Here is an 18,508-nt window from a genome sequence, read left to right as displayed (position 1 = left end):
GCGCAAAAAGAGGCGCGGAAAACACGATCGGGCAAGGATTAAGGGAAATTCATGACACGCATTTTTTGGGCAACGCTGTTTGCAATCCTGATGATCGGAACGGCGCAGGCGCAACAGCAGGGCCCGACCGCATGGGTCCAGATCGAAGCGCAGCCCAGTCTTGCACAGGCCCGCAACAGCATCCGCGGCTATGCCACCCGGCTTGAGGATGTGAACGGGTTCTCGTTGGGCGGGGGATGGTACGCCATCGCGCTTGGCCCCTATTCCCCCGACGATGCGGCGCGTGTCCTGCAGGTCTATCGCGCCGAGGGCGTGATCCCGCGCGACAGCTATATCGCCGACAACAACGACTATCGCCAACAATTCTGGCCCATCGGCGCGAACTTCCTGACCAGCCCTGCGCTGGTTCCCACGCCGCCCGCACCCGATACGCCCCCCGAAAACGCCGCGATTCCCGACCTTCCCGATCCCGATCCGATCGACGAAACCCCGGCTGAGGCCCGCGCCAGCGAGCGCACCCTGACCCGCGAAGACCGCGCCGAATTGCAGGAAGCGCTGAAATGGGCCGGGTTCTACGACGGCGGCATCGACGCGGCCTTTGGCCGGGGCACGCGCGGGGCGATGGCCCGCTGGCAGGCGGCGCAGGGCTATCAGGGCACCGGCATCCTGACCACCCGGCAACGCGCCGAGCTTTTGCAGGACTACAATGCCGTTCTGGCCGATCTTGGGCTGGATATCGTGCGCGACACCGAGGCCGGAATCGAAATCAAACTGCCCACCGATATTGTCGGGTTCGAAAAATACGAACCGCCCTTTGCCCATTACACGCCAGTCGGCGACGTTGACGCGCGCGTTCTGCTGATCAGCCAACGGGGCGACAACAACACGCTGGCCGGGCTGTATGACATCATGCAGACGCTGGAGATCGTGCCTGAAACCGGCCCGCGCTCGTTGAATGACAACGCGTTTACCCTGATCGGGGAAAGCGCCCTCGTAATCTCGCATACACAGGCTTGGCTGCAGGATGGAGAGATCAAGGGCTTTACCCTGATCTGGCCCGCCGGTGACGAAGAACGCCGCACACGCCTGTTGGGGGAAATGCAGGAAAGTTTCACCCGCCTCGACGGGGCCCTTGACCCCACCGCAGGCAACGCGGGCACGCAAAGCATCGACCTTGTTTCGGGCCTGGAAATCCGCAAGCCGCGCCTGTCGCGGTCGGGGTTCTACGTGGATGGCAACGGCATGGTCGCCACCACCGCCGACGTGGTTCGGGATTGCCGCCGGATCACCATAGATCAGGATCACGAGGCGGAAATCGCCGCACAACAGGACGGCCTTGGAATCGCGGTTCTGCGCCCTCTGGAAACGCTCGCGCCGCTGGCCGTGGCCACGTTGCAGAACGTCGTTCCGCGCCTGCAATCGGAAGTCGCCGTTGCCGGCTATTCCTACGGCGGCATTCTGGGCGCGCCGACCGTGACGTTCGGGCAATTGGCCGACCTCAAGGGGCTCGACGGGGAAAGCGGAATAAACCGGCTGGCGCTGAACGCTCTGGACGGCGATATCGGTGGCCCGGTCGTGGATGCCGCCGGGTCCGTGTTGGGGATGCTGCTGCCCGATGGCGGCAACGGGCGCACCCTGCCCGAAGGCGTGAGCTTTGCCCTGGACGCCGGGGCATTGCGCAAAGTGCTGGAAGAGGCCGGGATCACCCCGGCGACTCCCGCAGCGAGCGCACCGCTGCAACCCGAGGCCCTGACCGACCACGCCAAGGGTATGACGGTTCTGGTCAGTTGCTGGGATTGAGGATCGTCAGCCCTGTCAGGCGATATCGGGCGTGACCCGGATCAGGGTCGGCCCGTCGGCCTTGAACGCCTTGAGGATCGCCCCTGACAGGACGTCGAGACTGTCCGGCTGCTCGGCCCCGGCGCCATAGGCCCTCGCCAAAGCCAGGAAATCCGGATTTCGCGCCACAACCGCCTTGGGCGCGATCTGAGAGCTGATCATGTGCTGTTCGATCTCTCTCAGCTTGCCATTGTCCCAAAGCAGGATCGGCAACGGCAGTCCCAGTTCAACCGCAACGCCGAGTTCCGGCAACGTGTACTGAAAGCCGTAATCCCCGGCGATGCACATGGTCGGCACCCCCGGTCGGGCGACCGCCCCGCCGATAGCTGCAGGCAAGGCATAGCCCAACGTGCCGAATCCGCTGGGATGATGCCAATGTCCGGGGCGCGGCATGTCCCATATTTCATTCGCGGCATAGGCAAACTGCGTCATGTCCGAAAACATCATGGTTTCGGGTGGCAAGCTGTTTTGAAGATGTCCGCAGATGGCCCCGATTCCGGGCAGGCGGGAGTCGACCTCGGCCCGCCAGCCTGCACGCCTTGCCGCGACCTGCTCGGCGCTCCAATCGCTGTCCTGCATCTGCGGCATCGCATTGCACAACGCCTCCACCGCCAGCAGGGAATCGGCAATCACGGGGATTTCGGCGCGTTGCTGATCGGCCAGAACCTCGGCATCCAGATCGACACGGATCATCGTGCCCGTATGCCCCAGATGCCCCCGCCACGTATCGACCTCGGCCAGTTCCGTGCCCACGGCCAGAACCACATCGGCCTTCGCGATCTCCTCGACCGAACCGGGCCGCATCAGGAAACTGCCGTAGAACAGGGGGCAATCGGGTGCGAAAATCCCGCGACCGGCAAAGGTGGTCATTACCGCCGCCCCCAGCCGATCGCGCAACATATTCAGCGCCTCCGCCGCATGTCGCGCGCCACCACCGGCAATGATCAAAGGGCGCTTAGCGCCGCGCAACGCGTCTGCCGCCGCCGCGATCTCGTCCGCTGACGGAACAGGCCGCACCAGGGCGGCGCGTGTCGGCGCAGCGGCCTGTGCCTCGCCCTCCAGCACGCGAATGGGAACCGACAGTTGCTTGGGTCTTTTGCGCGACGTTTCAAACTCGGACAGGGCACGGTCGATCAACGCATAGGCCGCATCCGGCGACAGCGCCGTTTCCGACCAGTCGGCCACACATCGCCCCGCCCCGGCCTGATCCTTCATCTGGTGAAGCTGCCCGCGCCGCGCCGCCGTTTCATCCAGACAAGAGGAAATCACCAATAGCGGCACACTGTCCGAATAGGCCTGCCCGATGGGGGTCATGATATTGCACAGGCCCGGCCCGGTGATCACATAGGCCACCCCCGGCCTGCCGCTGGCACGGGCATAGCCATCGGCCATGAAGCCCGCCCCCTGTTCGTGACGGGCCAGAACATGGGTGATTCCGGCCTCGTCAATCCCGCGATACATTTCCTGATTGTGAACACCGGGAATGCCGAACACCGTATCGACACCCCGCGATTTCAACATATGGCTGATCTGGGCACCAAGCGGGCGTGTCGTTCCGCGAGAAGATGTCGTCATCTATGAGCACTCCTGTCATTCGTCGCAAAATCGCAGGCGTCGGAACCGAAATGTTCAGTCGCGCCAGAAAACGGGCATAAACAGGACGACGACCGCAACCACCTCCAGCCGTCCCATCAGCATGGCGACGATCATGACCCATTTCGACTCGGATGGATAGGCATTCAAAGCTCCGGTAGGGCCGACCAGGTCCCCGAAGGCCGGACCGATGTTGAAAATCGCGGTCCATGCCCCGGTCAGCGCATCCGACATCGTAAGCCCCGTCAGCGCCAACGCGACCGAGAACAGCCCGAAGAACAGAATATATGTGGTGAACAGCAGGATCACCGACTGCAACACATCATCGCCCACGGCACGCCCGTCATGGCGCAGAATGGTCACCTTGTGCGGGCTGAAAATCCGCGCCGCCTGCATCCCCACCGCGCGAAACAAAAGCTGATAGCGGAACACCTTGATCGAACATCCGGTCGATCCGGTGCACCCGCCAATCGCCCCGACGATAATCAGGACCACAAAGGGCATCCCCCCCCACGCCGTGACATCGCCATCGCCATAGCCCGTGCCCGAAAAGATGGACACGACGTTGAACAGACGTTCACGCACCGCCGTCTCGCTCAGGGTTTCCGATACCAGGAATTCATAGAAAACGATTGCGCCGCAAGCATAGACAATCCATCGGAAATACGCGCGCGCCTGAGAGTCGGCGAAAAACGGTTTCAGGTCGCCCCGCATCCCCTGCATCAGGCGCACAAAGGGCATGCTGGCCAGAACCATGAAAACGATACCGGCATATTGCGGAAGTCCCGGAAAGGCGGCAAAGGAATCGTCTCTGGTTGAAAATCCACCCGTCGATACGGTGGTCAGCGCATGTACCGTGGCCTCGAACGGATCGAGCCCCAACAGGATATAGCTGACCGCGCACATCAGCGTGAGCGCCAGGTAGACATTGAGCACACCCTTGGAAATGTCGATGGTCCGGGGCAACACCTTGCCAAAGGTATCGAACCCCTCCGAGCGGAAAAACTGCATCCCGCCCACGCGCATCACGGGCAAGAAGGCCAGCGCGACGATCACGATCCCCAGACCGCCCAGCCATTGCAGGATACCTCGCCACAGCAACAACCCCTTGGGCAGGTCATCCAGCCCCACGAACACGGTCGATCCCGTCGTGGTCAGGCCTGACATGGCCTCAAACATGGCGTCGGTAAAACTGGCCTGCGTCTCGCCCAGCATGAACGGAAGCGTACCGAACGCGGGCAGGATCACCCATACCCCCACGGTCAGTAAAAACGCCTGCTGGATATTCAGAGCATCGGCCACCCGGTTGTGACAGGCCACCGACACCAGAGCGCCCACAAGGATCGTCAGGATCGCGCTTTCGGCAAAAACGGGCCAGTGCTCGCGCCCCTCGGCGATATCGACGAGCATGGGGAAGAACATGGTCAGACCGAGGGTCGCAACCAATAATCCCACCACATATCCAACAGGGCGCAAATCCAACATGAGGCGCAGAGTTGGCCTTGGCCCGGCAGAGTGTCAAGCGCCAGTTGCCGCGCCACAAAGGACAATACGGACAAGCGCTGTCACCGCCACGGGCGGACCTGCGCAGGATCGTCGGCCTCGTGCCGGGAGCACGGGCGGGGCGGCCAGCCATGTCGCATTTGCAACCACGGCTCCAGGGCCGCCCCGCATCTCATGCGATCAACGCCGATCAGGTGTAAAAGAGATCGCGATAGACATAGTGAATGATCTGATCGCGCGTCAGACCCATTTGCGCCAGTTCCTCGTCGCTTTTCGCTTCGAGCGCTTCGATCTTGTCGCGGCGAGAGGCAGCATTCATATGCGCTTCGAGCCCGCATTGCAGTGCCGTACCGATTGATGCCAACCAGTTGCGCAGGGCAGCAGGTGCCTCGGAAATATTTGTGGTCAGTGTTGCCATTGGAAACCTCGCTTTCGGCTTTCAGGTTTCCTCCCTGACCCAAAGTTAGGTCATCAAAGCTGACCTTACCATCGCCAATTCGTCATGCCTGCGTTGCACCTCGCGCAATCCGCACATCGCGGGATCAGCTCTTGCCCGGCGTGGTTGCGGCCTTGGCCGCCGGGGCAGGCATCGCCGGAGGCGGCGAAGGTTGACGCGGGCGTTTTACGGTATCGGCAACCGGTTTGTCCGGCTCGGCTTTGGTGGCGACCGCCGTCCCGGACCGCTTGGCCACAACGGGTTCGGCCTTGGGGGCCGGTGGCTTCGCATCGACCTTCGGCGCGGCCGGCTTGGCGGGCGCGGCGGCCTTCGCGGGTGCACGCACCGTTTTGGTCTTCGGAATGAAAGGATTGGCGCCAATGGCGGCACGGCCGAATTCCTGCGCCACGCGCATATGGGTTTCGATGACATACCCTGCCAATCGCATTCCGGCAGCCGACATTGCCAAAGGCGTGATAAGTTGGGTCATGGTCATGATCCTTTCCCTGTTATGCCCATTCCGACGCGTACCCGCACCGGATGACAAAACGGTAACGCAGTCCGGCCCGGTCCCGCCCACGCGCACCACTCCGCCGGTCTGCAGAACCGCCAGACGCCCATTTCAAACGCAAAAATGCGCTCCACGGCACAAAAACCGGGCAAACCGAAAAAACCAGGCTCTGAAAACTGCCTAGCCGACGTGAAACAGCGTATTGAACAGCTTGGGGTCGATGCTGTCGGCGGCAAAGGTCGTGCCTTCGGTCAGGACGCTGACGGCATCATGGCTGTGCAGGCTTTCCTGATGGCTCGCGATCACCCGGAAATCCCCGATACGCGGCTCATCGTGCAGTTTCTCGCAAAACAGCCGGGTGGCATCCTCGACGAAGATCGGATTCGACGCGTTGAGTTCCGCAAACGCCTGTTCGTCTTCACGCTTCACCATGACCTGCGTTTCGGTCGGCACCGCGCTGCGCGCGATGTCGATCAGGTCTTCGAACCACAAAATGTCATCGCCTTTGGATTCGACCGAAATGCGCGCAACCGAACGCTGCGAATGCGGTGTCGCCAGCCGCCCACGCACCTGCCGGGCATGTTCGCTGAGTTCCAGCGAACACGGGCAGGTCGAGGAATAGACATAATCCAGATGCATGAATTTGCGCCGCTGACCGTCCCGTTCGACCAGTTCCATCGCGATATCGTAATACTGATAGCCCTCCAGCCCCGAACGCAGGGATTTCACCTTGGCCGGGTAGGAAAACCGCATCTGAAGGCGCGCGTCGATGGTTTCCAGATCGCTGATATAATCGTCCAGCGCGGCCTCCATCACCTCGAAGCTGAAGGTCTTTTCCGCATGACGGTAAAAGCTGCGCATGATGCGCGACATGTTGATGCCCTTCTTGCCGGCCTCAAGGCTGACCGTTCCTGTCACGCTGGTTTCCAGCGACAGGTCGCCATCATCGCGGGTATGGAAACGGATGGGCAGGCGGAAATTCGAGATACCGACATGCTGCAACTGCTTTTTCGCACCCCGGATCAGCGAACTGGGGCCGTTCTGCAAATCGGGCATCGTGGCCTTGTAGGCATCGCCCGCCTCGAAATCGCCGTCATACACACGCGCCAGATCGGGATAGTTCACGCTTTGCCGCCCCGGCAGCAGGCGCGCGATGGCCGGGTCGAGATCGGCCACCTCTTCGGGCGTGACCTTTTCGGCCCACGCGCGCAGACGCTCGAGCGCCGCCCTGGCTTCTTCACGATCCGGCATATCCGACGGTTCCCGCGTATGAACGTTCATTTCCGGCCCCTTGTTCAGTGGTGCCCGTGATATCTAATCACGCCGCTGGCGTATTTCCAATTTCGAAAGGAAGTACGCCGGAACCGACACTCCGGATCATTTCCCGGCCTGCGCGACGGCCACGGCTTGCAGGATGTCCGCCACCAGGTCTTCGGTATCTTCGATCCCCACCGACAAGCGCACCAGCCCAGGCGTGATGCCGAGCGCCACTTTCTGGTCATCGGGCAACCGCTGATGGGTGGTGGTTGCGGGATGGGTCGCGATGGATTTGGCATCCCCAAGGTTGTTGGAGATCAGGACGATCTGCAACGCGTTCAGGAACCGGAACGCCGCCGGTTGCCCGCCGTCAAGGTCCAGTGCGATCACCGTGCCGCCCTTGCCCATCTGACGTTGTACCAGATCGTATTGGCCATGCGACGGATGCCCCGGATAAATCACCCGTGCCAGCCCGGCCTGCCCCTGCAGCGCCTCGGCAATGGCCAATGCGCTGTCGGCCTGCGCCCTGACCCGCAGCGAGATCGTTTCCAGCCCCTTGAGCATGATCCACGCCGTGAACGGCGACATCGAACCGCCGGTGTGCTTCATGTAGGGCTCGACCGTGCCGCGAATGAAATCGCGCGTGCCAAGGATCACGCCGCCAAGGGCGCGGCCCTGCCCGTCGATATGCTTGGTCGCCGAATAGACCACCACATCGGCCCCCTGTTCGATCGCGCGCGAAAACACCGGCGTGGCAAAGACATTGTCCACAATGACGGTCGCCCCGACCGCATGGGCAATTTCCGCGACGCTCTGCAAATCGACAACGTCCAGCGTCGGGTTGGCCACCGATTCGAAAAATACAGCCGTGGTGTCCTCGCGGATGGCGTCGCGCCATTGCTCCAGGTCGGTGCCATCGACGAATGTCACCTCGACGCCATAGCGCGTCAGGATTTCCTCCAGAACATACAGGCACGATCCGAACAGCGCCCGTGCCGAAACCACGTGATCCCCGGCCTTGAGCATCGAGGTCAGCGCGCCGCTGACCGCCGCCATGCCGCTGGCCGTGGCAAAAGCGTCCTCGGCCCCTTCGAGAGCCGCGATCCGCTCCTCGAACATGGCCACGGTGGGATTGCCGTACCGGGCATAGATATATTCATCCGGTCCCGCGTTCAGAAAACGCGCCTCGGCCTGCTCGGCCGTTTCGTAAACGAACCCTTGAGTCAGGAAAATCGCTTCGCTGACCTCGTTCCACTGGCTGCGCCGCGTACCACCATGCACCAGCTTGGTGCGCGCTTTCCATTCACTGTCCATATCCGACCTCCACGGGCCTTGCAGGCCCCAATAAAAAAACCCCCGACGCGGTCAAGCGAAAGGGGGCTTTCATCCTGACCTCTTTAGCGGTGTTGTTTAACGTGGCCCGCAATCCGGTAACAAATCGCCACGCGAAACGGATTAGCCGCCCTGCTGTTGCAGGTCAACACCGTCACGCGGGTTTAACCTGCTCTTCAAGAAAGTTTCGTATGTGTTTCCTATCGAGAGGCCACAAGATGTTGTGGGAACCCGATCGCATGCCGTTTTTGCAAATCAATGCCGGACCCGAAGGGCCAGCCTTGCACGGAACGCCCCGGCCCTTGCGCCCATCCCTGACGCAGGCTTTGCGCGCACAGGGGCCAATCATCATCATGACGCACGGGTTCAAGTTCGCCCCCGGACAAGGGCTGGATTGCCCGCACAATCACATCCTGTCGCTTTCGCCCCTCAGCCGGTGCTGGAAAACGCTCAGCTGGCCGCGTCACCTTGGCTATGGTGCAGGGCATCGCGGCGAAGGTCTTGGCATCGCCTTTGGCTGGGCCGGGCGCGGCACGATCTGGCAGGCCTACCGACAGGCCAGAAACGCAGGTCATTCCCTGGCCCGCCTGATCCGCACGATTCATCAAATCGCCCCCGGCAGGCCTGTCCACCTGATCGCGCACTCTCTTGGCGCCCGCGTCGTCCTGAGCGCCCTGCACGATCTGCCAGGGGACAGCATAAGGCGTGCGATCCTCCTGTGTGGCGCGGAGTATATCGAAACCGCAAAGACCGCGCTGTCCACGGATGCCGGACGCACCGCCGAAATCATCAATGTCACGACGCGCGAAAACGACCTGTTCGACTTCCTGCTGGAGCGGCTGATCCCGCCTGCCCGTTTCCGCGAGAACCGCAGCCTGGGGCGTGGCCTGCCTGACCTGCCCAACACACTGAACCTGCAACTGGACCATCCCGCGACCTTGGCCCGACTGTCACGGGCAGGGTTTTCGATCGCCCCCGCCAAAACGCGCATCTGCCACTGGTCCGCCTATCTGCGACCCGGAGTATTTCCGTTTTACCGTGACATTCTGCGCCACCCCGACGACTGGCCGATAAGCGAATTGCGCACCGCCCTGCCCTATCAGCCCGATCCGCACTGGACGCGACTGCGGGGACTGGCACCGCGCATCCTGCCCGTGGCACGGCCGGAAACGGCGGCCCTTCCCTAGGCCGCCCCTTCGTCCAGCGGCTCTTCCATGGGCAGCACCATCAGAACCATGAACCAGTAGAATGCGTGCAGGAACAGCACGAACACCGGCACCACCGTGATCCAGACGGCCAGCGTTTCGGTGGCGATCAGTATTTCATTAACGATGATCACGACGGCTGCGGCAAATGCATTCACCCGCAACAGGCTGACCCGCTGAACCGGTTGCGCATTGGGGCCCTGTGACGGCGCGACACGTTCCAGCAGATCCTGTTCCCGCCGCATGCCAAGGAACATGATGATCAGGAAAAAGCAGCAAAAGCCCGTCACCACGCGTTGCGTCACCAGGGGATCATTCAACGCCAGTTGCACACCGGCCAACAGAACCATGATCAGCACCGGCCAGAGCAGCATGCCGGGCTTGCCCTCACGCACCTTGCGCAAGCTATAGGCTGCATTCGGCAGGTTCCGCCAGATCGTGTAGACCTCGGCCAACACGACCGACGACACGAATGCGCGCTCTTCGGAAAAACCGGACTGGCGCATGACGATCCAGAGGATCAGCATCATGACAACGGGAAGGAGATTCTCCGGCCGGATTGGCGGGATCGAGGTGGCGGCGAACCACAACCGGGTGGAGGTCGACTTGATCATACCTCCCGCGATACGGGCGAAATCTGGCAAAATCCCGACCAGCATGTGAGTTTTCCACGAAATTCACAGCCGCCGATAGATGACGTAACGTCAGCCGTTATCGTCGGTCTGCGTTCCATGATCGCGAAACAACCGGCCCTGCCCCATGAAAAACAGGAAAATCGCCGCCGTCAGGCCGAACGTCTTGAAATAAACCCAGGCCTCTTCGCTCATCAGGCGCCAGACCAGTTCATTGGCAATCGCAAGGCCGAAAAAGAACGCTGCAAGCCTCTTGGTCAGAATCATCCAGCCCTGGTCGGTCAGCGGCATGACGCCCTCCATCACGTATTGCAGCCAGGATTGGCCACGCAACAATCCGGCCACCAGAACACCGCCGAACAGCACATAGATGATCGTCGGTTTCATCTTGAAGAACCGCGGATCGTTGAACCACACGCTGAGCCCCCCGAACACCACGATCAGCACCGCCGTGACCACCTGCATTTTCGACAAATGCCCGGTCAGCCACCACAACAGCCCCATCGCCAGCAGGAATACCGGAATGAACCCGGCGGTCACGACGATGAACCCCTCGTATTCGGTTCCGCCGATGGTAAAAATCCGATCCTTGAGCCACAGGTAAGCGGCGAAAAAGCCCAGGATCGGACCCAGCTCCAGCCCTGTTTTCAGCATCGGGTTGATCTTGCGCTCGCTCATGTCCGGCCTCATTGTTATCCGCCCATTTCAACTATCACAGCGCCAGCCGCGATCAACGTCATCAACGCGATCCGGCGCGGTCCCACCGTTTCCTTCAGCACCAGCCAGCCGATCAGAGCCGCGAACACAGTCGAGGTTTCGCGCAACACCGCCGCCTCGCCCACCTTGTCCAGCCGCGTGGCCATCAGGATCGACCCGAACGAAAAGAACGCCACCACACCGCCCACGAGTCCGCGCAGGAACAATGGCCCCGGCGCAGGCCGCGCAGGCATCGCCCGCCATCGCAGAAAGGCATAGATCGGCAGAACCACCCCGTCGAGCATGAAAAACCACGCCAGAAAGGTGAACGGGTCGGCGGCAGCGCGGATGCCATAGGCGTCATATGTCGTGTAAAGCGCCACGAACAACCCCGTCGCCACGGCCAGCATCAGCGCCGACGGCAGGTTTTCGCGGTTCACCTCGAGATAGCGCAGATTATAGACGGCCAGCCCGAAGATCCCCGACAGCAACACCGCAACGCCCAGCCATTGCACCGGCGTGAAGATTTCGGAAAACAGCAGGTATGCCCCGACCACCGTGAACAAGGGGCTGGTGCCGCGCACCACCGGATAGACCACCGTGTAGGCCCCCTTGGTATAGGCCTGCGCCTGCAGGATCTTGTAACTCAGATGGATCAGGAACACCCAGCCGAAGATCGGCCACATATGCGGCTCCGGCCACGGCACCACGAACAGGGCGAAAGGTGCGGCCATGATCCCATAGCTTCCGTCGATGGCCCCACGGCTGAGCCACGGATCATGCTTCCCTTTCTGCAAGGCCCCGAAAACCGCATGCAACAGCGCCGCCAGCACCGCCAGGGCAAGGGCCAGCTGATGCCCTGCCTCCGTCCCTTCCAGCGAGAGCAGCCAGTCGCTCACCGTCATGTCGATGCCGCCCCTTGCATTTCATGATAGGGTGGCCAGAGTCTGCCATGACCACGATTTCGAGGCCGCATGTACGAATTTTCGTTCGACACTTTCGCCAATGAATTCACCGGCACATTTTCCGCCGTGCCCCCGGTTGTTTCCGCCGCGCGCCTGACGGCGGCCTTGTTTCTGGGGGGCATCATCGGGATGGAGCGCGAATGGCTGCGCAAACCGGCAGGGCTGCGTACGCACATGCTGGTGTCGATGGCCGCTTGCCTGTTCATCATCGTCAGCCAGCAACTGGCCACGATACCGTTCGGCGATGACGAAGCCCTGCGCGTCGATCCCTTGCGCCTGATCGAGGCGGTGACCGCCGGTGTCGCCTTTTTGGCCGCCGGGATCATCTTCACCTCCAGGGGCGAGGTGCACAACATCACGACCGGCGCCTCCATGTGGCTGGCCGGGGCCATCGGCCTGGCTTGCGGATCGGGGCAGATTCCACTGGCCGTCATGGCGACGCTGATTGTGCTGGTCGTGCTGCTGGTGCTCAGATTGTTCGAAAAATGGCTGGGCACCAACGACCCGACACCCCCGGAGTGACTCATTCCCGCTCCAGCCCCGTCAGCGCGGCGGCGAACTCTTCGGGATCGAACGGGGCAAGATCGTCGATCTGCTCGCCCACGCCAATGGCGTGAATGGGCAGACCGAACTTGTCGGCCAGCGCCACCAGAACCCCGCCCTTGGCGGTGCCGTCCAGCTTGGTCATGACCAGGCCGCTGACATCGGCGAGTTTCTGGAAGGTCTCGACCTGGCTCAGCGCATTCTGGCCCGTCGTGGCATCCAGCACCAACAGCGTATTATGCGGCGCGGTTTCGTCTTTCTTGCGTATGACGCGGACGATCTTGGCCAGTTCCTCCATCAAATCGGCGCGGTTCTGCAAACGGCCCGCCGTGTCGATCATCAACAGATCGGCCCCATCCGCCTGCGCCTTTTCCATCGCGTCAAACGCCAGGCTCGCCGGGTCCGAACCCTCCGGCGCGGTCAGCACCGGCACTCCGGCGCGATCGCCCCAGATTTGCAACTGCTCTACCGCTGCGGCACGGAACGTATCGCCCGCTGCAATCACCACCGATTTCCCGGCGGCCTTGAACTGGCTGGCCAGCTTGCCGATCGTCGTGGTCTTGCCCGATCCGTTGACCCCCACGACCAGCACCACCTGCGGCGTCCTGGGATAAAGCGGCATGGGCCGCGCCACAGGCTCCATGATGCGGCTGATCTCCCCGGCCAGAAGCTCCTTGATCTCCTGCGTGGACAGTTTCTTGCCCATGCGCCCCTCGGCCATGTTGGCCGTGACGCGCAGGGCGGTATCCACGCCCATATCGGCGGTGATCAGCAACTCTTCCAGCTGTTCCAGCATGTCGTCATCCAGCACGCGGCGAATAACGGTCTTTCCTTCCTTGCGTCCCAGAAGACGGCCCAGAATACCCGGTTTTTCCGCCCTGGCCGTAGAGACATCGCTTTCCGGCGTCTGAACGGGAATTTCCAGAGGCGCAGGCGTGGGCTGCGGTTCGGGCGCCCGGACCGGGGCTTCCTGAGGGGTGGCATCCGGCATCTCTGCTGGCGCGGGGCCGGGAATTTCCGAAGGCGGCGCAGGCACTTCCTGCGGGCGCGGCTCGGGGGCCGGTTGTGGTTGCGGCGCCGGTTCGGGGGGGGGTACGGGCATCGGCTCCGGTTGCGGCGCAGGTTCAGGTGCGGGCTCGGGTTCCGGTTCCGGTTCGGGCACCGGTTCTGGCTCCGGCGTCGGCTCGGGGTCGGGTTCGGGGGGCGTTTCCGGCTCAGGCTGTGCGGGGGCCGGGGTTTCGACCTCCTCCTCTTCACCGCCGTCTTCGATGATCGCATCCAGACCGTCCTCGATTTTCGACGACGACTTGAACAACCGATCCTTGAGTTTCCTGAAAAACGCCATGCGTCCCCCACACCGATGCTTTTCTTTCACCTAATGCGGAACGGCGGCAGATGGAAGCCTCAGCCAAGAACCGCCCAGAGGATCAGCCCCTGCGCGCCGTAATACAACACCCACAAGGCCGGGCTGATAATCCGGTGCAACGGGTTGGCCGGATCGAGGCGAAACAACTGAACGGCCAAAAGCGTATCCGACGCAATGAACGCCCCCGCCCCGATCAATGCCACGTTCAGCCCGCCGGGAAGCGTCAGCGCGGCCAGCCCCATCAGGGTGATCAGCACCACGTAAACCCGCACCGGCCATTTCATGTCGCCGGTATGGGGGGCCAGCCAGATTTCCGACGCGATCGCATAGAGGATCAGCCCGATTGCGGGCAAAAGCGGCGGCAGCCCGCTGCCCAACCCGGCAAACAGCGCGATATAGGCGACATGCGCCAGGGCGAAACTGCACAGGCCAATCAGAAAGGCGCGCTCGCCCGACCGCGACAAGGCCAGATCGCCAACCGCGGACAGGGCCAGGGCGCACACCAGCAAGACAGGGGCCCCATGCAACGATGCCAGCACGGCAAGCGCCCCGATGGCCCCAGTTTTGATGGCCGAACGCAACAGCGACGGGTCACAAAAACAGAACCATCCCCCATAGAGCAGAGCGGTGACTCCGCTGACAGAGGTCAACAGACCGATCATATCTCGTCAGGGAAATGCTTCATCGTCAGGCGGATCGGGTTGGGCGCGGCCTGCCCCAGTCCGCAGATCGACGCATCGCCCATCGCCTGGCACAGCTCTTCCAGCAGCGGTTGATCCCACCTGTCGGCCTGCATCAGCTTGACCGCCTTTTCGCAGCCCACCCGGCAGGGCGTGCATTGCCCACAGCTTTCATCCTCGAAGAACCGCAGCATGTTCAGTGCCGCCTGTTTCGCGCTGTCCCGATCCGACAGAACGACCACGGCCGCCGACCCGATGAACGTGCCATGCGGTTGCAGCGTATCGAAATCCAGCGGGATGTCGTTCATCGACGCAGGCAACAGCCCCGAGGACGGACCGCCCGGCTGATACGCCTTGAAGCTGTGACCGTCCACCATGCCCCCGGCGGCCTCGATGATATCGGTAATGGTCGACCCGGCGGGCAGCAGATGCACCCCCGGATTTTTCACCCGCCCCGACACCGAATAAGAGCGCAACCCCTTGCGCCCGTTCTTCTCGACACCGGACAGGATCTCGCCGCCCTCGCGCAGCACACGCGCCACCCAATAGAGCGTCTCGACATTGTTCACCAGGGTCGGGCGATCGAAAATCCCCACCTGCGCCACAAAGGGCGGCCGGTGACGCGGCAGGCCGCGCTTGCCTTCGATCGATTCGATCATCGCGGATTCTTCGCCGCAGATATAAGCGCCCGCGCCCCGGCGCAGTTCGATATAGCCCGGCCCAACGATCCCGGACCGTTCCAACGCGGCGATTTCACGGCGCAGGATGTCCAGAACGGCAGGATATTCGTCGCGCATATAGATAAAGCAGGTTTGCGCCTCGACCGCCCAGGCGGCGATCAGCATTCCCTCAAGGAAAACATGCGGTTGCCGCTCGAGGTAAAAGCGATCCTTGAAGGTGCCCGGCTCGCCCTCGTCACCGTTCACGGCCAGGTAACGCGGCCCCGGCTCGGCCCGCACGAACCCCCATTTACGCCCCGACGGAAAGCCCGCACCGCCAAGCCCGCGCAGGCCCGCATCCAGCAATTCCTGCTGCACGGTCTCGAAATCCCCAGTCTCGCGCAGCCGGGTCAGCACGTCATAGCCCCCCTCGGCGCGATAGGCCTCCAACGCCTCATAATCCGGCACATGCGCATGGGTGTCGCCCGCCGCAATCGCCGCCTGCACCTTTTCCGGCGTGGCGTGGTCGATATGGTTATGGCCGATCTCCAGCACCGGCGCGCTATCGCAGCGGCCCATGCACGGCGCGCGCAGCACCCGCACCTGCGCCGGGTCCAAGCCCTGCTCGAGCGCTTGCTGCAACTGTTCCGCCCCCGCCAACTCGCAACTCAGCGAATCGCACACCCGGATCGTCAGGGCGGGCGGCGGGGTCTCGCCCTCTTTCACCACGTCGAAATGGGCGTAGAAACTCGCCACCTCGTAAACTTCGGCTTGTGCGATGCGCAGCGCCTCGGCCAGCGCGCGCAAATGGCCTGCGGACAAATGGCCGTATTCGTCCTGAATCAGGTGCAGGTACTCGATCAGCAGATCACGGCGCAGCGGGCCGTCGCCCACAAGGGCGCGCAGATCGTCCATCGCCTGATCGTCCACCTGGCGGCCCTTGGGCGTGACACGCCCCTTGCCCTTGCCCGACTTCCAGACGCCCTTGCGATCATCCAATGCCATTTGCCTATCCCCTGATCCGGTTCGAGCCATCAGATAACGCCCCGGCCATCCATTCGCCTGATCAAAAGCGACACCTGCGCTACTGGAAGCGTTCGCACGGAGGCGAAATCACATACGGTGTTTCCTATAATGCGCATATCCGGGCCATTCTGCCTACCCCCGCTCAACTGTTGCAAATATCTGGCCTGCGCGCGATCTCTCTGCCAGACTGGCCGCATGAAACGAACCGCACTGGCCTGTTGCCTGCTCCTGTCCGCCGCGCCCTTGCGCGCCGATCCGATGATGAGCGCCGAGGCGTTCGATGCCTACACCCGTGGCAAGACCTTTTACTACGCCAGTCAGGGCGCGCCCTATGGGGCCGAGGAATACCTGTCCGACCGCCGCGTGCGCTGGTCGTTTCTGGACGGCGAATGCAAGGACGGGCGCTGGTTCGAACAGGACGGGCTGATCTGTTTCGTCTACGAAGACCGCCCCGAACCGCAATGCTGGAGCTTCACGCAAAGCGCCTCGGGCCTGATCGCGCGGTTCGTGTCGGAAGACAGCGAAACCGAACTGTACGAAGTCGAGAAAAGCGCCGAACCACTGGAATGTCCGGGCCCTGAAATCGGCGTTTGAGCATCACATATGCGATCTCAAATACGCCTCCATCCACATCCATAGGCAAAATTCTTACAGAAATCGAACAATTCAGGCCATTCAGAACAAACTGCCCTGATCCGGCGGATCGGCTTTCGGCTTGGCCGGTTTCGCGGCCTTGCGCGCGGGTTTTGCCCCCGAGGTTTCGTCCCCGGCGTCCCGGTCCAGTGACAAACGGCCATCGGAAAACTCGATTTCCAGGGCCTCGGCCTTCGCTGCCGCAACCTTGGTCGTCACGACACCGCCATCGCCATACACCACCGCATAACCCCGCTTCAGCGTCGCCTTGTAGCCAAGTGTTTCGCGCAGCCGGTCCAACCCGTCGATCCGGTCGCGCCACCCCTTGGTCTGCCGCGTGGCCGCATCCGAAAATCGTTGACCGATCTGCCCAAGCTGCACCTTCTTCTGCGCGATATCGCGCTCGATGGGCCGCAGAGTCAGCCGGTCAGCCCGGCGATCCAGCGCCTCGCGCTTGGCGGCAACCCCGCGCAGCAGCGCCGGATCCAGCCTTGCGCCCCAGGATTTCAGCCAATCCTGCCGCCCGCTCAACCGCGATTGCAACGTGCCGGGGCGCAAAGCGCCCGATGCCTCGTAGAGCCGCACCCGGCGGGTCTGCACCGTACGCGTCAACGCGGCAGGCAACCGATCCGACCACGCATCGAGACGCTGGCGCGGCCCGTCCAGCAGACGCTCGGGGCGGGGCAAGGCACGCGCCAGATCGCGCAACCGCTGGCCACGCGCCGTAACCCCCGAGGTCAGCGCATGGGTCAGACGCGCCTCCTGATTATCCAGCCACGCCAGCAGGTCCAGCCGCACCGGAACCGCCAGTTCCGCCGCCGCCGTGGGTGTCGGCGCGCGCTGATCGGCGGCAAAGTCGATCAGGGTCGTATCCGTTTCGTGCCCGACGGCGGAAATCAGCGGTATCTCACTGGCCGCAGCCGCGCGCACCACCGATTCCTCGTTGAATCCCCACAGGTCCTCGATACTGCCCCCGCCCCGCGCCACAATCAGAAGGTCGGGACGCGGCAGCGCACCGCCGGGCGTCAGCCGGTTGAACCCTTCGATGGCGCGCGTCACCTCGGGTGCGCATTTTTCGCCCTGCACGGCAACGGGCCAGATCAACACCTTGCGCGGAAAACGATCCCGCAGCCGGTGCAGGATATCCCGGATCACCGCCCCCGAAGGCGAGGTCACCACCCCGATCACCTCGGGCAGGAACGGCAGGGGGCGCTTGCGCTCGGGCGCGAACAGCCCCTCACCGGCCAGTTGCGCCTTGCGTTTTTCCAGCATGGCCATCAGCGCGCCCATGCCCGCCGGTTTGATATCCTCGATCACGATCTGATAGCGCGACTGCCCCGGAAACGTGGTCAATCGGCCTGTGGCCACCACCTCCATGCCTTCCTCGGGCTGCACCGACAGGCGCGATGCGACCCCTTTCCAGATCACCCCGGCCAGCACCGCACGATCGTCCTTGAGGTCCAGATATACATGCCCCGAGCGCGGCCGGCTGACGCGCCCGACCTCGCCCTTGACCCGGACATGGGCGAATTCGCCCTCGATCACGCGTTTCACAGCCCCCGAAATCTCGGAGACTGAAAATTCCGGGGCGTTTTCGCCTTCCATGCGGTCGTCGATCAGATCGGACATGCC

Annotated in this window: 17 protein-coding genes and 1 riboswitch; of the genes, 4 read left to right on the top strand and 13 right to left on the bottom strand. The window is 62.8% G+C overall.

The features are described 5' to 3' along the window. The first annotated feature begins 51 nt into the window (after positions 1–51). On the top strand, positions 52–1,800 hold the full coding sequence (locus KPG71_RS05040; protein WP_216337026.1) for a serine protease: 1,749 nt from the start codon (positions 52–54) through the stop codon (positions 1,798–1,800). Between the two features lie 15 nt (positions 1,801–1,815). Here the strand turns inward: KPG71_RS05040 and KPG71_RS05035 are convergent, their stop codons facing one another. The 6 genes from KPG71_RS05035 to metZ all read right to left on the bottom strand — a co-directional run bounded on the left by KPG71_RS05035 (position 1,816) and on the right by metZ (position 8,453). Then, a complete protein-coding gene (locus KPG71_RS05035) occupies positions 1,816–3,414 on the bottom strand; it encodes a 5-guanidino-2-oxopentanoate decarboxylase (RefSeq protein WP_216337025.1) in 1,599 nt (532 codons plus the stop codon). A 54-nt stretch (positions 3,415–3,468) separates the two neighbouring features. Beyond that, entirely contained in the window at positions 3,469–4,917 is a 1,449-nt protein-coding gene (locus tag KPG71_RS05030; protein ID WP_216337024.1) for a TrkH family potassium uptake protein, read from the bottom strand. 208 nt (positions 4,918–5,125) lie between these two features. Then, entirely contained in the window at positions 5,126–5,353 is a 228-nt protein-coding gene (locus KPG71_RS05025; protein WP_073034835.1) for a hypothetical protein, read from the bottom strand. A gap of 124 nt (positions 5,354–5,477) precedes the next feature. Further along, complete coding sequence (locus KPG71_RS05020) at positions 5,478–5,861, bottom strand: hypothetical protein (RefSeq protein WP_216337023.1); 384 nt, start codon at positions 5,859–5,861, stop codon at positions 5,478–5,480. A gap of 201 nt (positions 5,862–6,062) precedes the next feature. Then, positions 6,063–7,163 carry a GTP cyclohydrolase FolE2 gene (gene folE2, locus KPG71_RS05015; protein ID WP_216337022.1) on the bottom strand — a complete coding sequence of 367 codons (1,101 nt, stop codon included), beginning with the start codon at positions 7,161–7,163 and terminating at the stop codon, positions 6,063–6,065. 96 nt (positions 7,164–7,259) lie between these two features. Beyond that, complete coding sequence (metZ, locus tag KPG71_RS05010; RefSeq protein ID WP_216337021.1) at positions 7,260–8,453, bottom strand: O-succinylhomoserine sulfhydrylase; 1,194 nt, start codon at positions 8,451–8,453, stop codon at positions 7,260–7,262. Positions 8,454–8,515: 62 nt separating this feature from the next. Beyond that, positions 8,516–8,594: riboswitch (SAM riboswitch) on the bottom strand. Between the two features lie 116 nt (positions 8,595–8,710). Between metZ and KPG71_RS05005 the strand changes: the two genes are divergently transcribed. Continuing rightward, positions 8,711–9,658, top strand: coding sequence for an alpha/beta fold hydrolase (locus KPG71_RS05005; RefSeq protein ID WP_216337020.1), 948 nt, complete (start codon positions 8,711–8,713; stop codon positions 9,656–9,658). Here KPG71_RS05005 and KPG71_RS05000 read toward each other — a convergent pair. The 3 genes from KPG71_RS05000 to KPG71_RS04990 form a co-directional block, all read right to left on the bottom strand. Beyond that, positions 9,655–10,290: a hypothetical protein gene (locus KPG71_RS05000; RefSeq protein WP_216337019.1), complete on the bottom strand. Its 636-nt coding sequence runs from the start codon at positions 10,288–10,290 to the stop codon at positions 9,655–9,657. The two genes, KPG71_RS05005 and KPG71_RS05000, sit on opposite strands and share 4 nt — an antisense overlap. Positions 10,291–10,380: 90 nt before the next feature. Then, positions 10,381–10,986 (bottom strand): inner membrane-spanning protein YciB, encoded by a 606-nt coding sequence (locus KPG71_RS04995; RefSeq protein ID WP_216337018.1) that lies wholly within the window; start codon positions 10,984–10,986, stop codon positions 10,381–10,383. A gap of 14 nt (positions 10,987–11,000) precedes the next feature. Beyond that, positions 11,001–11,903 carry an EamA family transporter gene (locus tag KPG71_RS04990; RefSeq protein WP_216337212.1) on the bottom strand — a complete coding sequence of 301 codons (903 nt, stop codon included), beginning with the start codon at positions 11,901–11,903 and terminating at the stop codon, positions 11,001–11,003. Positions 11,904–11,978: 75 nt separating this feature from the next. On the opposite strand from KPG71_RS04990, the gene KPG71_RS04985 reads away from it, so the two are divergent. Then, entirely contained in the window at positions 11,979–12,491 is a 513-nt protein-coding gene (locus KPG71_RS04985; RefSeq protein WP_216337017.1) for an MgtC/SapB family protein, read from the top strand. Between the two features lies 1 nt (position 12,492). Here KPG71_RS04985 and ftsY read toward each other — a convergent pair whose 3' ends face one another. From ftsY to KPG71_RS04970, 3 genes are read right to left on the bottom strand one after another with little or no spacing between them, the layout of a single operon-like run. Continuing rightward, positions 12,493–13,857, bottom strand: a complete 1,365-nt coding sequence (ftsY, locus tag KPG71_RS04980; protein WP_216337016.1) for a signal recognition particle-docking protein FtsY — start codon at positions 13,855–13,857, stop codon at positions 12,493–12,495. A 59-nt stretch (positions 13,858–13,916) separates the two neighbouring features. Then, positions 13,917–14,540: a lysoplasmalogenase gene (locus KPG71_RS04975; protein WP_216337015.1), complete on the bottom strand. Its 624-nt coding sequence runs from the start codon at positions 14,538–14,540 to the stop codon at positions 13,917–13,919. Further along, positions 14,537–16,222, bottom strand: coding sequence for an NAD(P)H-dependent oxidoreductase subunit E (locus KPG71_RS04970; protein WP_216337014.1), 1,686 nt, complete (start codon positions 16,220–16,222; stop codon positions 14,537–14,539). Before KPG71_RS04970 ends, KPG71_RS04975 begins: the two co-directional genes overlap by 4 nt. Before the next feature lie 216 nt (positions 16,223–16,438). On the opposite strand from KPG71_RS04970, the gene KPG71_RS04965 reads away from it, so the two are divergent. Next, entirely contained in the window at positions 16,439–16,837 is a 399-nt protein-coding gene (locus KPG71_RS04965; protein WP_216337013.1) for a hypothetical protein, read from the top strand. Positions 16,838–16,918: 81 nt separating this feature from the next. Here KPG71_RS04965 and xseA read toward each other — a convergent pair whose 3' ends face one another. Further along, positions 16,919–18,505, bottom strand: coding sequence for an exodeoxyribonuclease VII large subunit (gene xseA, locus KPG71_RS04960; protein ID WP_216337012.1), 1,587 nt, complete (start codon positions 18,503–18,505; stop codon positions 16,919–16,921). Positions 18,506–18,508: the final 3 nt, after the last annotated feature.

It is taken from the genome of Roseovarius sp. PS-C2 (genome assembly GCF_018862045.1).
In the GTDB taxonomy this organism is placed as follows: Bacteria; Pseudomonadota; Alphaproteobacteria; order Rhodobacterales; family Rhodobacteraceae; genus Roseovarius.
This window is presented reverse-complemented; position numbering and strand designations above follow the sequence as displayed.

Coding starts and splice junctions, on each gene's coding strand:
- KPG71_RS05040 (WP_216337026.1), top strand. CDS start 52: ATGACACGCATTTTTTGGGCAACGCTGTTTGCAATCCTGATGATCGGA.
- KPG71_RS05035 (WP_216337025.1), bottom strand. CDS start 3,414: ATGACGACATCTTCTCGCGGAACGACACGCCCGCTTGGTGCCCAGATC.
- KPG71_RS05030 (WP_216337024.1), bottom strand. CDS start 4,917: ATGTTGGATTTGCGCCCTGTTGGATATGTGGTGGGATTATTGGTTGCG.
- KPG71_RS05025 (WP_073034835.1), bottom strand. CDS start 5,353: ATGGCAACACTGACCACAAATATTTCCGAGGCACCTGCTGCCCTGCGC.
- KPG71_RS05020 (WP_216337023.1), bottom strand. CDS start 5,861: ATGACCCAACTTATCACGCCTTTGGCAATGTCGGCTGCCGGAATGCGA.
- folE2 (WP_216337022.1), bottom strand. CDS start 7,163: ATGAACGTTCATACGCGGGAACCGTCGGATATGCCGGATCGTGAAGAA.
- metZ (WP_216337021.1), bottom strand. CDS start 8,453: ATGGACAGTGAATGGAAAGCGCGCACCAAGCTGGTGCATGGTGGTACG.
- KPG71_RS05005 (WP_216337020.1), top strand. CDS start 8,711: ATGCCGTTTTTGCAAATCAATGCCGGACCCGAAGGGCCAGCCTTGCAC.
- KPG71_RS05000 (WP_216337019.1), bottom strand. CDS start 10,290: ATGATCAAGTCGACCTCCACCCGGTTGTGGTTCGCCGCCACCTCGATC.
- KPG71_RS04995 (WP_216337018.1), bottom strand. CDS start 10,986: ATGAGCGAGCGCAAGATCAACCCGATGCTGAAAACAGGGCTGGAGCTG.
- KPG71_RS04985 (WP_216337017.1), top strand. CDS start 11,979: ATGTACGAATTTTCGTTCGACACTTTCGCCAATGAATTCACCGGCACA.
- ftsY (WP_216337016.1), bottom strand. CDS start 13,857: ATGGCGTTTTTCAGGAAACTCAAGGATCGGTTGTTCAAGTCGTCGTCG.
- KPG71_RS04975 (WP_216337015.1), bottom strand. CDS start 14,540: ATGATCGGTCTGTTGACCTCTGTCAGCGGAGTCACCGCTCTGCTCTAT.
- KPG71_RS04970 (WP_216337014.1), bottom strand. CDS start 16,222: ATGGCATTGGATGATCGCAAGGGCGTCTGGAAGTCGGGCAAGGGCAAG.
- KPG71_RS04965 (WP_216337013.1), top strand. CDS start 16,439: ATGAAACGAACCGCACTGGCCTGTTGCCTGCTCCTGTCCGCCGCGCCC.
- xseA (WP_216337012.1), bottom strand. CDS start 18,505: ATGTCCGATCTGATCGACGACCGCATGGAAGGCGAAAACGCCCCGGAA.